This window comes from Streptomyces canus (assembly GCF_030816965.1).
GTDB lineage: Bacteria > Actinomycetota > Actinomycetes > Streptomycetales > Streptomycetaceae > Streptomyces > Streptomyces canus_E.
Genome location: NZ_JAUSYQ010000002.1, coordinates 4,457,766 through 4,472,792 on the forward strand (window position 1 = coordinate 4,457,766; position 15,027 = coordinate 4,472,792).

Consider the following 15,027-nt stretch of genomic DNA (forward strand, 5'->3'; position numbering starts at 1 on the left):
CTCAGTCCTGTGTCAGGATCCGCACGTCCGGCGCGTCCGGGTCCCCGAACGGCACGAACAGCTCGGGCTCGGACTCGGTCCCGCCGATCCTCCAGTACGTCTCCCGCCCGCATTCACCGTCGAGCCGTACGACGACACCGGCGCGCCCCTCGGAGGCGTCGCCGTAGGGGTTGTGGGCGCCCTTGTCGTCGAGCAGCCAGGTGCCGGTGCCGTCGCACACGGCGAAGAGCGGCTCGGCGTATGGGTCGGCGGACCCGGGCTCGGTGGGCAGGTCGGTGAGTTCGGCCCGGCCGCCCGTGCCGAGGCTGAGGACCGCGCCCTCGTCGCCCCGCCAGACCCCGGTGAGCTGCCCGGCGGACAGCGCGGGAGGCTCGTACTCCTCGACGATTCCCGTGGTCGTGGCCAGCACGCCGCCGAGGAACACCAGGAGGAACAGGCCGACGGAGGCGAACAGGGAGGGCAGCCACACGCCCCAGAAGCCTCGGGTACGTCTCCGGAGCCACCCGAGGCCGAGCACCGGGAGCACGCCGAGGGCGGCGAGGAGCGGTGCCGTGACGGTGAACGGCCAGTCCCACAGCAGCCCGGCGAGTGCCGCCCAGCCCACGCCGAGCCCCGCCGCGCACAACACGTGCCAGGCCCACAGGGGCCCTCGCGCGCGGCGGACGGCGAGCCGCGCGAGTGCCTCGGCCGGCACGATCTGGGCCATCGCGTGCGCGAGACCGAGCACCGGCAGGATCAGCGGCGCCGCGACGAGGAGACACGCCAGGGCGAACACGGCGAGGGCCCCGTAGGCGCCCGCGTACGCGTAGTCGTCGCCGAGCAGGTTCCCGATCCACCAGATCAGGCCGGTCGCCGGAAGCTGCGCCGCGCACACCGCGGCGGCCTCGTTGAGCCGTGCGTTCCCCCACCCCATGGACGCAGCGTACGGGTGGTCTCATGTGCGCGTGCCCCGCCCCTTTTCATCTGACATACCGTCAGCTTCAATGGGGGTGTGATGGGACAAGCAGGAATGGCCGAGGCCGCCGTCCGCTACCTCCGGTCCGGCAGGACCCTCGCGGTCGAGGCGCTGCCCCGCCCGGAGCTGCGGTGTGTGCGAGAGGACGAGCGCGCGCCCGTCGAGCAGGCCGAGTTCCGGCGCGTGCTGGGATCGTTCGCGAGCGGCGTGACCGTGGTGACGGCACCCGGGGCACCCGGCGAGGAACCGGCCGGTTTCGCCTGCCAGTCCTTCTCCGCCCTCTCCCTCGACCCGCCGCTCGTCGCCTTCATGGTGGGCCGTACGTCGACGACCTGGCCCCGCATCGCCCAGGCGGGCGTCTTCTGCGTGAACGTCCTGAGCGCGCAGCAGGGCGGGTTGTGCAGGGCGTTCGCGGTGAGCGGCGCGGACAAGTTCGCGGGCGTGGCACACGACCCGGCCCCGGCCTCCGGCGCACCCCGCCTCGCGGGCACCCTCGCCTGGATCGACTGCACCATCCACGCGGTGCACACCGGCGGGGACCATCTGATCGTGGTGGGGCGGGTGGACGCGCTCGGGCCGGGCGACGGAGACGGCGAACCGCCTCTCCTGTTCCACAGGGGCCGGTTCCTCTGACACCGCCGCCCGCCGCCCGCCCGCCGTCAGGTTGTGCGCCGTTCAGTTCACGTACTCGACGATCTGCATCATGCCTTCGTCGCCGTGCTGGAGCTGGTGGCAGTGCGCCATCGAGCGGCCGGTGAAGTCCTCGGCGCGCAGCCGGAAGGTGACCGAGCCGTTCGACGGGACGGCGACGGTGTCGTGCCAGACGGGCGTTTCCAGCCGGCGGTTGTCCACGGCGGTCAGCAGGAAGTGGTTGGTGTGCAGGTGGAAGGGATGATGGTGGTGGGCGTGCGAGTCGTTGACGACCGTCCACTCCTCGACCTCGCCCAGCCGCACCCGCTGGTTGACGAAGCCGGGCGAGTAGCGGCCCCAGGCGACGTCGCCCCGGCCGCCCTGGGGGCCGGCGGGCGGGGTCTCGCCGTCACCCAGGATGCGGTAGGCGTTCGGGAACGCGCCGGAGAAAACGTTCTCGTAGCTGCGGAAGGTCAGCGTCCGGGTACGCGTGGGCTCGGGCAGCTCGGTGGGCCGCCCGGGCAGACGGCCCGGCAGCGACATGGTGCGGGCGGCGCCGGTGACGACGAGCGTGAGCAGGTGGTGCGAGGGACCACCGCCGGTCAGCTTGTAGGTGCCCGGCATGCCGCCGCGGACCAGCAGGTCCACCCGTCCGCCCACGGGCAGTGTCACTCCGGTGGTCGCGACGGGTTCCATGAAGGTGATGCCGTCACAGGCGATTTGGTGCATCTCCTGGCCGCCCAGGCTCAGGAAGTGAGCCGTGAGCCCGCCGGCGTTGACGACCCGCCACCGCTGGATCTCCCCCGGGGCGATGGTCAGCACGGGCTTCTTCGCGCCGTTGACCAGGAAGGTCGAGGCGATGCCGTCGTAGACGCCGTGCGAGGTCAGGTCCGGGACCCGTCCGCCGGACACCTTGAGCTCGCTGATGCAGACGACGACCTCCCGGGCGGCGGCGATCTCGGGCACCGCGTCGACGTCCCCGTCGACGACGAGCACTCCCGCCATGCCGCCCAGCACCTGGGTCGCGGCGGACCCGTGGAGGTGGGGGTGGTACCAGAACGTTCCGGCCGGATGATCGGCCGGCACGTCGATGCGGCTGCGGTGGGTGCCGACGGCCCCCGGCGCGCCGGCGGGCCCGAAGACACGGAAGACGTTGTCCGCCTCGCCCGTGGGGTCCACGTGCATGCCGTGGGTGTGCAGGTTGAAGCTGTTGAAGTGGTGCGGGACGTTCATGGCCTGGTGCGCCGCGTCGCCGTTCGCCGGCAGCGCGTTGATCTGCGTGATCTCCAGGGAGTCCCCGGGGTGCACCCGCAGCGTGGGCCCCGGGACGGTCCCCTCGTAGGTGCGGGTGGACACGCGGCCGACCCCGGGGACGTCCAGCTCTGTGAGCCGGACGGTCAGTTCGGTCTCCAGCCGCCCGGTGCCGGGCGACGAACTGCGTGTTTCCGGTGCCGGGAAGGCGGGGTCGGTCGACTGTCGCGCCGCCGCGGGCGGACCGGCCGCCCCTGCGGCCACGACGGCCCCGGCAGCGAGAGGCAGGCTTTTCAGTACGCCACGACGGGACAGGGCTGTCATGAGGCGCCTCCACAGGCAGCGAACGGCAGCGCGGACCGGAGAGCCTCACATTACGGAACGCGGTCGCCCGGAACGTGGAGTAATCACCGGCGGGTTGCGAGCCACCGCCGCCGCGTCCCTGCCGCCCACGCATCCCTGCCGCACTCGGTGCCGCCCGCCTGCCCCGCCGCACCCTCAGCGCGCCGGGCGCCCGCCCTCCGCGGTCGCCTTCACGCAGCCGCCGGCACCGCCGGGAGCGGCACCGCGGGCCGCCGCCTGATCACCAGCGCCATCAGCGCCGCCGCCGCGCACAGCGCACCGGACGCGTACCAGATCATGTCGTACGAGCCGAACACGTCCCGGGCGACACCGCCGAGGAAGGCGATCAGCGCCGCGCCGACCTGGTGGGAGGCGAGGACCCAGCCGAAGACGATCGCGCTGTCGTCGCCGTACTGCTCGCGGCACAGGGCGACGGTGGGCGGGACGGTGGCGACCCAGTCGAGGCCGTAGAAGACGATGAAGAAGAGCATCGGCGGGTGGACGGAGGGGGCCAGCAGCATGGGCAGGAACAGGAGCGAGATGCCGCGCAGGGCGTAGTAGACGGCGAGCAGGCGGCGGGGCTCGAAGCGGTCGGTGAACCAGCCGGAGGCCACCGTGCCGACCACGTCGAACACGCCGATCACCGCGAGCAGTGAGGCGGCCGCGGTGACGGGCATGCCGTGGTCGTGGGCGGCGGGCACGAAGTGGGTCTGGATCAGGCCGTTGGTGGAGGCGCCGCAGATCGCGAAGGTGCCGGCCAGCAGCCAGAAGGGGCCGGTGCGGGCGGCCTTGAACAGGACCGTCACCGCTCGGCGCGCGGCGCCCGGGACCGGCTCCGGCTTCGGTACGAACTCCTTGGCGCCGTACGGCTTCAGGCCCACGTCGGCCGGGTGGTCGCGCAGCAGCAGCCAGACGAAGGGGACGACCGCGAGGGCGGCGAGGGCGACCGTGATCGCCGCCGGGCGCCAGTCGTGCTTCTCGACCATCCAGGACAGCACCGGCAGGAAGATCAGCTGGCCGGAGGCGGAGGCGGCGGTCAGGATGCCGGTGACCAGGCCACGCCGCTCGGTGAACCAGCGGTTGGTGACGGTCGCGGCGAACGCCAGTGCCATCGAGCCGCTGCCGAGACCGACGAGCAGGCCCCAGTACAGCATCAGCTGCCAGGCCGCGGTCATCCACACGGTCAGTCCCGAACCGACCGCGATCACGGTCAGCGCGACCGCGACCACCCGCCGGATGCCGAAGCGGTCCATCAGCGCCGCCGCGAAGGGCGCGGTCAGGCCGTACAGCGCGAGGTTGACGGAGACGGCCGCGCTGATGGTGCCGCGCGACCAGCCGAAGTCGTCGTGCAGGGGGTCGATGAGCAGACCCGGCAGGGAGCGGAAGGCGGCCGCGCCGATGATCGTCACGAAGGTGACGGCGGCGACGAACCAGGCGCGGTGGATACGAGGGGCCGACTGGTTTTCCGGGTGGGCTGCCTGCACGGCGGCATCGCTTGTCTGGGTCACGACATAGAGCTTCCGTCCTGGGCCGCCCGGGATCCATTGGCCCGAAGGACAGCATTCGTTAGGATCGGGCCATGAGCCCTGACCCTCGTGCCCTGGAGTTCCGCCCGCACCGCGTGGTCGTCCTCGCCATGGACGGTGTCCTGCCGTTCGAGCTGGGCATCCCGCACCGGATCTTCGGCCGCCCCAGGGACGCCGAGGGGCGCTCGCTGTACGAGGTCCTCACCTGCTCGATCCGCCCGCCGGGCCCGGTGCGGACCGACGCCGACTTCGCCGTCCAGGTCGAGCACGGCCCGGAGATCCTGGCCACCGCCGACACGGTGATCGTCCCGGCGTCGTACGAACTGGGCCCGGTCTTCGAGCAGGGCGTGCTGACCGACGAACTGGCCGCCGCCCTCGCCCACATCCGCCCCGGCACCCGGCTTGCCTCGATCTGCACCGGCGTCTACGTCCTGGCCGCCGCGCGCCTTCTCGACGGGCGCCCGGCCACCACGCACTGGGCCGACTCCGACCGTCTCCAGCGGCTCTTCCCGCAGGTCAAGGTCGACCCTGAGGTCCTGTTCATCGACGACGGGGACGTCCTGACCTCCGCGGGCGTCGCCGCCGGGATCGACCTGTGCCTGCACATGGTGCGCCGCGACCACGGCACGGCGGTCGCCAACGAGGTGGCCCGCCGCACGGTCGTACCGCCGCACCGCGACGGCGGGCAGGCGCAGTACATCCACCGGCCCGTGCCCGACCCGCAGCAGGCGACCACGACCTCGGCCCGCGCCTGGGCGCTCGGCCGTCTGCACGAGCCGATCCAGCTGCGCGACATGGCCGAGCAGGAGGCCATGTCCGTACGCACCTTCACGCGCCGCTTCCGCGAGGAGGTCGGCGTCAGCCCCGGCCAGTGGCTCACCCAGCAACGGGTGGAACGCGCCCGGCACCTCCTGGAGTCCACCGACCTCTCCGTCGACCAGGTCGCCCACGACGCGGGCTTCGGCACCGCCCAGTCGATGCGCCAGCACCTACAGACAGCCCTCGGCGTCACACCGACCGCCTATCGGCGTACCTTCCGCGCCGGAAGCGGGACCCTCGACCACACGTCCGGGCACTACGCCGACGTCGGCGCCCCGCGCTGAGCTCCCCGCGCGGCGCACCTCCCCCGACCAGCCGACCCCTGTCAGTGCGAGGGTCAACGCCACTCCGGCCAGGACGGCGGTGGACGGCACCGTCACCTTGAGCAGGGCTCCGGCGAGCGAACCCGTGGCCGCGTAACCCGCGCCCGCCGCCGCGTACATCACCGAGTAGCCGGCGGCCAGGGCGCCGGGCGGAAGCGCGTCGCGCAAGGCGAGGTTGCGGGTGAGCAGCGCGCCTGACTGGAGCAGGCCACCCACGGCCAGCGCGGACGCGATCCCGGCGGTGTTCGGTATCAACGCGATGAGCGTCACGCAGACCGAGGTGCCGCACATCAGCACGACACTGCGGGTGCGCAGCAGACCGGGCCAGGTGCGCAGGCCGTAGAGGAAGGCCCCGAGTCCGGCGCCCACCGCCAGCCCGGTCAGCAGCGGTCCCGACCAGCCGACAGGGATGCCGCGCTGTTCGAGCAGGGCGGGCAGGACGAGTTCGGCGAGACCCAGCAGGCTGAGGCTGGCCGCGCCCGTGACGTACACCGGCCAGGCGCCCAGCAGCAGCCGGGGCAGCGATCCGCCGGACCACGCGCCGCCCGCCGAGTCCTCCACCGTCCATCCGGCCGGGAGCAGCCACAGCCCCGCGACCGACGCCGCCATCAGCGCGGCGGCGAGCAACAGGGGGACGTGGGGCGCTGCCTGGAGGGCGAGGCCGGCGACGGCGGCCGGGGAGACGGCCCAGATGACGGAGTTGAGCATCGACTCGGTGGACAGCGCCTGCGCGACGGCCCGCTCCGGGACCAGTTCGGTGAGCAGTGCGCGCAGCCCGCCGGTCGCAGCGGCGGGAGCGGCCCCGGCCAGGAACGCGAACGCGCCCAGCACCAGGGAGGGGGCGTCGGGAAGCACCCCGAGCCCCGCGAACCCGAAGGCCCCGGTGGCGAGCCCCACCGCCAGCTGGGGCCGGGGACGCTCCGGGGGCAGCCGCATCCCGAGCACCGGGGCGCCGACGATCTCACCGATCACGTAGGCCGCCGCGAGCACCGCTCCGAGCGCATACCCTCCTGGTCTCTCGCGCACCAGGAAGACGAGGGCCAGGGGAGCCATCGCCACCGGCATACGGGCGCCGACGGACGTGCAGGCCCAGCTCAGGACCTGTGGGGAGGCGACGTCTCGGTAAGTCATGCGTCGAAGCTAGGGCCCGGCACCGACATCGCTCCAAGGGTTTTCCAGGGCCTGTGGACAACCCCGCACCCGCTGCCTAGAACGTGAGCACCCCCCGGGCCACCCGCCCCGCCTCCGCGTCCCCCACCGCCTTCTCGAAGTCCTCGATGGGGTAGGTCTCCGTGACCAGCTCGTCGAGGAGCAGCCGTCCCTGCCGGTAGAGCTCCGCGTACAGCGGGATGTCCCGCTGCGGCCGCGACGATCCGTAGCGGCAGCCGAGGATGGACTTGTCGAGGAACATCGAGGAGACGACGAAGGACGCCTCCGCGCCCGCCGCCGGAACCCCCAGCAGGACCGCCTGGCCGTGCCGGTCCAGCAAGTCCACGGCGGCGCGCACGAGTTCGACCCGCCCGACGCACTCGAAGGCGTGGTCCACGCCGTGCGGCAGCAGGTCCCGCACTCCCTCCGCCGACGTCAGGAAGTCGGTCGCCCCGAACTGCCGGGCCATCGCCTCCTTCGCCGGGTTGGCGTCCACCGCCACGATCCGCGACGCCCCCGCGATCCGCGCGCCCTGGATGACGTTGAGCCCGATCCCCCCGGTCCCGATGACCAGCACGCTCTCCCCCCGGTCCACCCGGGCCCGGTTGAGCACGGCCCCCACCCCGGTCAGCACCCCGCACCCGATGAGCGCGGCGGACGGCAGCGGAATGTCCTTCGGGATCCGGACCGCCTGGACGGCCTTCACCACGGTCCGTTCCGCGAAGGCGGAGTTGCACGCGAACTGGAACACCCGCTCCCCGCCCCGTGAAAAGGGTTTCTGGGGCCGCCCGATGGCTTTGCGGCACATGGTCGGCCGCCCCCGGTCGCAGTCGGCGCAGGCACCGCAGTTGGCGAGCGTGGACAGCGCCACATGGTCACCGGGCCCGACATGGGTGACCCCGTCCCCCACCGCCTCCACCACGCCCGCGCCCTCATGCCCCAGCACCACCGGAACCGGAAACGGAATGGTTCCGTCCACCACGGACAGGTCGCTGTGGCACAGTCCGGCCGCCGAGATCGCGACCTGCACCTCGCCCGGCCCCGGATCCCGCACCTCCAGATCGTCGACGACCTGGATCTGCCTCCCGTCGAACAGCACGCCGCGCATCAGACGACCCCCTTGGGTTCCCTGGGCAGACCGAGCACCCGCTCGGCGATGATGGTGCGCTGGATCTGGTCCGAGCCGCCGTAGATGGTGTCGGCCCGCGAGAACAGGAACAGGTGCTGCAGGGCGTCGAGTTCGTACGGCGAGGAAGGGGACCAGTCCCCGGGCCCGACCGCAGCCTCCGCCCCCCGCACGAGCATCGCCAGCTCGCCGAGCCGTTGATGCCACCCCGCCCACAGCAGCTTGGCCACGCTGGATGCCCCGGCGTCCCCCGAACCCCCCAGCGTCCGCAGGGCGTTCCACCGCATGGTCCGCAACTCGGCCCACTGCCGCACGAGCAGCGCCCGCACGACCGGATCGGAAACCGCGCCAGTCCGTACGGCGGCCTGCACCACCCGCTCCAACTCCTGGGCGAACCCGACCTGTTGGGCCAGCGTGGACACCCCGCGCTCGAACCCCAACAGACTCATCGCCACCTGCCAGCCGTGCCCCTCGCCCCCGACGGCATGCTCCGCGCGCGCGTGTGCCCCGTCGAAGAAGACCTCGTTGAACTCACTGGTCCCGGTCAGCTGCCGAATGGGCCGCACCTCGATGCGCCCCGGCTGGTCCATGGGAACGAGGAGAAACGACAGCCCGTGATGCCGACGGGACTCCGGATCGGTCCGTGCGAGGACGAAACACCAGTCCGCCTCGTGAGCGAGGGACGTCCAGATCTTCTGTCCGCTGATCCGATACGTCCCGTCCTCGACCCGCGTGGCCCTGGTCCGCACCCCCGCGAGGTCGGACCCCGCCCCGGGTTCGCTGTACCCCTGGCACCACAACTCCTCCCCGGCGGCGACGGGAGGAAGAAAGCGCGCCTTCTGCTCGTCCGTACCGTGCGCGAGGAGAGTGGGAGCCAGCAGCTTCTCCCCAATATGCCCGGACCGAGCCGGCGCCCCCGACCGCACATATTCCTCGGCCCAGACGACTTGTTGGGTAAGCGTGGCAGTCCGATTCCCGTATCCGGACTCACCCCAACCAAGACCGATCCACCCGGACTTCCCAAGGGTTCGTTCCCAACTACGACGGTCCTGAGAACCATCAGCGTGACTGGAGAGCCATTCCCGGACCTCGATTCGGAACGCCTCATCCTCATCGGTGAACCCAAATTCCACGAACGTCTCCTCTCCAGCCCGGACCCGGTGTCCCACCTAGGGGCGCGGGGAACTGCGCGACCAGCCACACACAACCCGCAGCCGCCCCACACCCATCACCCCCGACCCACTAGGCACCCGGCCCAGAAAGCAACGGCATCGGATCCACGCCCACGCTCCCCGGCAAAAACTCCGCGATCGTCTCCGGCGTCCACCCGCCGGAGGCATACGCGGCGCGCAGCTCCCGAGGCTGAGCCCACACCGCGATCTTCGGCCCCGCCACGGTGTACACCTGCCCGGTGATCTCCTGAGCCCGCGCCGACAGCAGGTAGACCACCATGGCGGCCACGTCCTCCGGCTCCCCGATCTCCGTCAGCTCGAACGGCACGTTCGCCGACATCCGCGTACGGGCGACGGGCGCCACCGCGTTCGCGGTCACCCCGTATTTGTGCAGCCCGAGCGCCGCACTGCGGACCAGCGAAATGATCCCGCCCTTCGCCGCGCTGTAATTCGCCTGCGAAACCGACCCCTGGTGATTCCCGCTGGTGAACCCGATCAACGTCCCCGCCCGCTGCTTCCGCATCACCGCGGAGGCCGCCCGGAACACCGTGAACGTCCCCTTCAGATGCGTGGCGACGACCGGATCCCACTCCTCCTCGGTCATGTTGAACAGCATCCGCTCACGCAGAATCCCGGCGACACAGACGACACCGTCGAGCCGCCCGTAAGAGGACAACGCGGTATCGACCACCCGCTGACCGCCCGCCATCGTCGAGATGTCGTCGGCCACGGCGACGGCCTCGCCCCCGGCCGCCTCGATCTCCTTCACCACACCCGAAGCGACATCGCTCGCAGGGGACGCCCCGTCCACGGAGACGCCGTAGTCGTTGACGACGACGCGCGCCCCCTCCCTCGCCGCGGCCAGCGCGACCGCCCGCCCGATCCCCCGCCCCGCACCGGTCACGGCGACGACCCTGCCTGCCAAGAAGTTCCCCATGCCCGGCCCCTTCCCGCGGTTTCTGACGGACCGTTAGATTTTATGACCCGTCAGATGTGCGGACACAAGCCCCGGGGAGGGCCCGATGTCACTTCCGGCCGCGTTCCACGACATCGCCAAGCGCGTGAACAACTGGGGTCGTTGGGGCGCCGACGACGAGATCGGTACCCTGAACCTGATCACCGACGAGGTCGTCCGCGAGGCCGCCGCGACCGTCCGCACGGGTTGTCGCATCCCCCTCGCCCTGCCGCTCAGGCAGGACGGCGTGCAGACCGGGATGATGCCGGGCCGGGTCAACCCCCTGCATGTGATGGTGCAGATCAACCAGGAGATCTTCGGCCCGGGGACGGTCGCGTGCAGCGACGACGCGGTGACCATGGGCCTGCAGGCCGCCACCCACTGGGACGCACTCACCCACGTCTCGCACTCCGGCATGCTCTACAACGGACGCCCGGCCGGCACCATCACCCCGCACGGCGGCGCCGAGTTCAGCGGGATCGACAAGGCGCGGCACGTCGTCTCGCGCGGGGTGCTGCTCGACGTGGCCCGCGCGCGGGGTGTGGACCGGCTCGACGGCGGCCACGCCGTGACCCCCGAGGACCTGGAGGCCGCCGAGGAACTCGCGGGCACGCGCGTGCGTGCCGGCGACATCGTGCTCGTACGGACCGGACAGATCCAGGTGTATCTCGCCGGGGACAAGGAGGCGTACGCCTATCCGTCGCCGGGCCTGTCGGTCCGCACCCCGGAGTGGTTCCACGCGCGCGATGTCGCGGCGGTCGCCAACGACACGCTCACGTTCGAGATCTTCCCGCCCGAGATCGAGGATCTGTGGCTGCCGGTGCATGCCCTGGACCTGGTGGAGATGGGGATGCTGCAGGGCCAGAACTGGAACCTGGAGGAATTGTCCACAGCCTGTGGACAACTTGGCCGGTACGCGTTCCTGCTGTCGGCGATGCCCGAGCCGTTCGCCGGCGGCACCGGAACGCCCGTGGCCCCGGTGGCCGTTCTGTGAGGAGGTCGGCCGGCGGCGCGCAGATCCGCCCCGAGCACGGTCTCGCGCGCCGCCGTCATCGACTTCCTTCCGCCCTGAGGAAATCGACACCGCGTCACGATCCGCACTCGTCGGGGGCTTCCGTCACCGAAGCCCTCGGCGTCCCCTCGCGGCGAATCGCTGACCACCAGCGTCATCATTCGAACACGCTGCGTCAACACCGGTACGGGGATTTATTACTTACGACCTATTTGCCACGACCGCGCACGGATGCACGTCCCGGCGCACCGACCCGCCCCGAGCAAAGGGTGACGGCGCTCTCTGCGACCGTGCGCCGGTCACACCGCCTCGAACGCGAACCCCTCGTAGGGCGAGGCCTCGATGTCGTAGGCGTCCGCGCTCCTTCGCGGCTGCTCGCAGCGGTCGAGTTCGCACCAGATGCTCTTGCCTGCACCTTCGGGGCTCCAGCCCCAGCGGTCCGCGAGGCCGTCGACGAGGGCGAGGCCGCGGCCGCCGGTCGCCTCACCGTCGACGCAGCGCGGCACCGGGGCCCGGCCGCTGCGGTCGGCGACCTCAAGGCGGACGGTGGTCGACTCCACCTCGGCATCCGGCAGGGACAGCCGCAGAACGGCCGGTCGGCCGGTGTGCACCACGGCATTGGTGACGAGCTCCGACACGAGGAGGATCAGGATCTCGGCAAGCGGTTCGTCGACCTCTATCCCGCATACGGCGAGCCGCGAACGGGCCCACCGCCGGGCTCGCCCCACCTCTGCGGGGTCGGGCCGGATCTCCAGCTGCACTTGAAGCACCTGCACCGCTCACACCATCCGAACCGGCGGGCACATGGCCTCGCGCCTCACGAGGGCCACGATCGTAGCCATTTTTTGCATGACCAGAACAATGACCAAAGCCGGGGTCACAGAACGTGAATCCCTTACAGGGCAGCATGGTTGACGTACAGTCACGCCAACAAGCGCTTCGGGCATATTCCAGCGCGAAGGATTACCCGTGCGGGATACTGTGCGACGCCCGCCACGGGAAGTCGAACAGGCGGTAGCCGCAGGGCCTCCCGCCTCGGGAGCAGCGGCGCGCATCGCCGGGCCCGGGGCCGCCTCTTCGGCAACACCGGCATGGCTCATGCTCGGAACCACTCGCATCTCACACAAGGTACCGGAGCGGGGCGCCGACTCCAGGACGTGACGAGTCACACATAGGACACAACCCGATACCAACGCTCCGTGATTCCGGTATGCCACAATCCGCGACATCCGCTCCGGACCCGCCGGGAAACGGGCCGGTCCCGGGCGCCTCAGGCCAACAGATCGACGGCGAGCAACTCCTCACTCTCCGCACCGCCGCCGGCCCTCCGGGCCCGCACCCAGGCCCGCTTCAGATGCAGCTGCACCTCGCACTCCCAGGTGAAGCCCATGCCTCCGTGCACCTGGAGACAGTCCCGGGCACCCCGCTCGGCGGCCTCGTCGGCCAGCAGCCGGGCCGCGGCGACGTCCACCGGGTCGGCGGTCACGGCGGCCGCGTACACCGCGGCCCGGGCCGTTTCCGCCCGCACCAGCATCTGCGCACACAGGTGCTTGACCGCCTGGAAGGCCCCGATCGGCTGCCCGAACTGCTCCCGCGTCCCGGCGTGTTGCACGGCGAGCTCACACACGCGCGTGGCGGTACCGAGCTGCTCGGCGGCGGTCAGGAGTACGGCGACGGGGTCGGCGCAGCGGGGGGATCGGGACACGGGGAGAACTGACGGTGCGGGGTCGCGCGCGGGGGCGGTGGCGGAGGACCGGCCGGCAGCCTCGCCGGAAGACACGCCAGACACAGCCGCGGAAGACGAACCGGCGCCCTCGACGAGAGACGAGCCCGGCACAGCCGCCGAACGCGAACCGGAACCGGCGACGAAAGCCGAGCCGGACGCGCCAGCCGACGACGAACCACCGACAGCCGCGGAAGACGAACCGGCGCCCTCGACGGAAGACGAGCCCGGCGCGGCCACGCAAGACGCACCGGCAGCGGCGAGGGAAGGCGAACCGGGCGCGGCAGCCGACGGCGACCCGGGCATCGGCGACGGGCCCGTCGCCGGGAGCCGCACGGAGGAGCCCTGTCCCACCCCCGTCCCCGGAAACGGCACCGAGGATTCCTGCCCCGCCCCCGTCGCCGGTTCGCACGCGGGCTCGGCCCGACCCGGCCCGCACCCCGCTCCGGGAATCCGGTGCAGCGGTGTCAACGGGTCCACGGACCGCAGCGGTACGGCCGCCGTGGCGTCCCCGCGTAGGACGTCCGCCTCGGACAGCCACTCGACCAACCCGCGGCTGTCGACGTCCGTCACCACCGCCTCGCCGGAGGCCGCCCCCGGTACCGTGCCCGCCGCGAGGTGGGTGGCCACCAGCGGCCCCGGCAGCAGGGCCCGCCCGGCCTCCTCGAAGACCAACACGGCTTCCGGCAACCCCAGCCCGACCCCGCCGTCCGCCTCCGGCATCCGCAGCGCGAAGAACCCGGCCGCACCCAACTCCCGCCACAGCGCCCGGTCCAGACGGGGTTCCTCCGCGGCGGCCCGCAGCGCAGCCCCGTCGAAGCGCCGCGCGAGCAGCTCCCGCATCCCGGCGCGTAACGCCTTCTGCTCCTCGGTCAGTTGAAAGCGCACGTCAACGCCCCTTCGGCAGCCCGAGAATCCGCTCGGCCACGATGTTCCGCTGAATCTGCGAGGTCCCGGCCGCGATCGTGTACGACAGCGAGGACAACCGGTCGAGCACCCAAGGCCGTTCGAGATCCAGGCTGTCCGGCCCCAGTACGTCCGCAGCGGCGTCGTACAACTCCTGGCGGGCGTGCGAATAGCGGAGTTTGAACACCGACCCCCCCACCCCCGGCACCCCGCCACTCGCCTCGGCCTCGCTCACGTTCCACTGCGTCAGCCGCCACAACGCACGGAACTCGGCGTTCAGCCGCCCCAGCCGCCGCCTCAGCACGGGATCGTCCCAGCGCCCGTTCTCCCGTGCCGTACGGGCGAGTTCGCCCAGCACCCGCCGACAGGCGACGACCTCGCCCACGAAGGCCGTACCGCGCTCGAAGGACAGCGTCACCATGGTCACGCGCCAGCCGTCGTTCTCCTCGCCCACCCGGTTCGCCACCGGCACTCGCACCTCGTCGAGGAACACCTCGGCGAACTCGGCGGACCCGGCGAGCGTGCGCAAGGGGCGCACCACGACACCGGGCGAGGACATGGGCATCGCGAGCCAGGTGATGCCCCGGTGCTTCGCAGCCGCCGGATCCGTCCGCACCAGCAGCTCGCACCAGTCGGCCACTTCGGCGTGCGAGGTCCAGATCTTCGACCCGCTCACCACATAGTCGTCGCCGTCCCTACGCGCGCGCGTGCGCAGCGCCGCGAGGTCGCTCCCGGCGTCCGGTTCGCTGAACCCCTGGCACCAGACCTCCTCGCCCCGCAGGATCGGCGGCAGCCAGCGTTCCCGCTGCTCGGCGGTGCCCTCGGCGGCGATCGTCGGTCCCGCGTGGAGCAGTCCGACGAATCCGGCGCCCACATAGGGCGCGCCCGCGGCCTCCGTCTCCTCCAGGAAGATCAGCCGCGTGGTGGGCGACGCGTCCCAGTGCACGTGCGCGTACCCGGCGTCGTACAGCATGCGCTGCCAGCCGAGGTCGTAGGCCCTGCGCCCGGGCCAGTCCTCCGGGGAGGGCTTCGGCGGCAGCGTGGGGAGCGCCTTGGCGAGCCACTCCCGCAGCCGCGCCCGGAACTCCTCCTCTTCCGGCGTGTACGCGAGATCCATGACGGCACTCCATATCTGATA

The 15,027-nt window shown here is 71.8% G+C and carries 13 protein-coding genes and 1 pseudogene; 3 read left to right on the top strand and 11 right to left on the bottom strand.

Translation table 11 applies throughout. From position 1 onward, the window contains the following. Window position 1: 1 nt before the first annotated feature. Window positions 2-913, bottom strand: coding sequence for a hypothetical protein (locus QF027_RS21310; protein ID WP_307076324.1), 912 nt, complete (start codon window positions 911-913; stop codon window positions 2-4). Between the two features lie 81 nt (window positions 914-994). On the opposite strand from QF027_RS21310, the gene QF027_RS21315 reads away from it, so the two are divergent. Beyond that, the gene (locus QF027_RS21315) at window positions 995-1,588 is read left to right on the top strand and encodes a flavin reductase family protein (RefSeq protein WP_306979877.1); all 594 of its coding nucleotides are present in this window, start codon (window positions 995-997) and stop codon (window positions 1,586-1,588) included. Window positions 1,589-1,630: 42 nt separating this feature from the next. Here the strand turns inward: QF027_RS21315 and QF027_RS21320 are convergent, their stop codons facing one another. Both QF027_RS21320 and QF027_RS21325 read right to left on the bottom strand, forming a co-directional pair. Continuing rightward, window positions 1,631-3,160, bottom strand: a complete 1,530-nt coding sequence (locus QF027_RS21320; protein WP_307076326.1) for a multicopper oxidase family protein — start codon at window positions 3,158-3,160, stop codon at window positions 1,631-1,633. 209 nt (window positions 3,161-3,369) lie between these two features. Beyond that, complete coding sequence (locus tag QF027_RS21325) at window positions 3,370-4,686, bottom strand: MFS transporter (protein ID WP_373430983.1); 1,317 nt, start codon at window positions 4,684-4,686, stop codon at window positions 3,370-3,372. Window positions 4,687-4,757: 71 nt separating this feature from the next. Here QF027_RS21325 and QF027_RS21330 point away from each other — a divergent pair, with 71 nt between their 5' ends. Next, complete coding sequence (locus QF027_RS21330) at window positions 4,758-5,807, top strand: GlxA family transcriptional regulator (RefSeq protein ID WP_307076328.1); 1,050 nt, start codon at window positions 4,758-4,760, stop codon at window positions 5,805-5,807. Here the strand turns inward: QF027_RS21330 and QF027_RS21335 are convergent. From QF027_RS21335 to QF027_RS21350, 4 genes are all read right to left on the bottom strand, one after another. Next, entirely contained in the window at window positions 5,694-6,977 is a 1,284-nt protein-coding gene (locus QF027_RS21335; RefSeq protein WP_307076330.1) for an MFS transporter, read from the bottom strand. The genes QF027_RS21330 and QF027_RS21335 overlap by 114 nt on opposite strands. A gap of 76 nt (window positions 6,978-7,053) precedes the next feature. Further along, window positions 7,054-8,103 (bottom strand): Zn-dependent alcohol dehydrogenase, encoded by a 1,050-nt coding sequence (locus QF027_RS21340; protein WP_306979867.1) that lies wholly within the window; start codon window positions 8,101-8,103, stop codon window positions 7,054-7,056. Then, window positions 8,103-9,254, bottom strand: a complete 1,152-nt coding sequence (locus QF027_RS21345; RefSeq protein ID WP_307076332.1) for an acyl-CoA dehydrogenase family protein — start codon at window positions 9,252-9,254, stop codon at window positions 8,103-8,105. Before QF027_RS21345 ends, QF027_RS21340 begins: the two co-directional genes overlap by 1 nt. 109 nt (window positions 9,255-9,363) lie before the next feature. Beyond that, entirely contained in the window at window positions 9,364-10,230 is an 867-nt protein-coding gene (locus tag QF027_RS21350) for an SDR family oxidoreductase (protein ID WP_307076334.1), read from the bottom strand. Between the two features lie 85 nt (window positions 10,231-10,315). Here QF027_RS21350 and QF027_RS21355 point away from each other — a divergent pair, with 85 nt between their 5' ends. After that, window positions 10,316-11,242 carry a cyclase family protein gene (locus QF027_RS21355; protein ID WP_306979860.1) on the top strand — a complete coding sequence of 309 codons (927 nt, stop codon included), beginning with the start codon at window positions 10,316-10,318 and terminating at the stop codon, window positions 11,240-11,242. Between the two features lie 317 nt (window positions 11,243-11,559). On the opposite strand, the gene QF027_RS21360 is transcribed toward QF027_RS21355, so the two are convergent. From QF027_RS21360 to QF027_RS21375, 4 genes and pseudogenes are all read right to left on the bottom strand, one after another. After that, window positions 11,560-12,021, bottom strand: coding sequence for an ATP-binding protein (locus QF027_RS21360; protein WP_306986641.1), 462 nt, complete (start codon window positions 12,019-12,021; stop codon window positions 11,560-11,562). 509 nt (window positions 12,022-12,530) lie between these two features. Further along, window positions 12,531-13,289, bottom strand: a complete 759-nt coding sequence (locus QF027_RS49625) for an acyl-CoA dehydrogenase family protein (RefSeq protein WP_373432504.1) — start codon at window positions 13,287-13,289, stop codon at window positions 12,531-12,533. A 111-nt stretch (window positions 13,290-13,400) separates the two neighbouring features. Beyond that, window positions 13,401-13,871 (bottom strand): annotated as a pseudogene (locus tag QF027_RS21370) (acyl-CoA dehydrogenase family protein); the annotation flags it as partial. A gap of 1 nt (window position 13,872) precedes the next feature. Continuing rightward, window positions 13,873-15,006: an acyl-CoA dehydrogenase family protein gene (locus QF027_RS21375; protein WP_306979858.1), complete on the bottom strand. Its 1,134-nt coding sequence runs from the start codon at window positions 15,004-15,006 to the stop codon at window positions 13,873-13,875. Window positions 15,007-15,027: the final 21 nt, after the last annotated feature.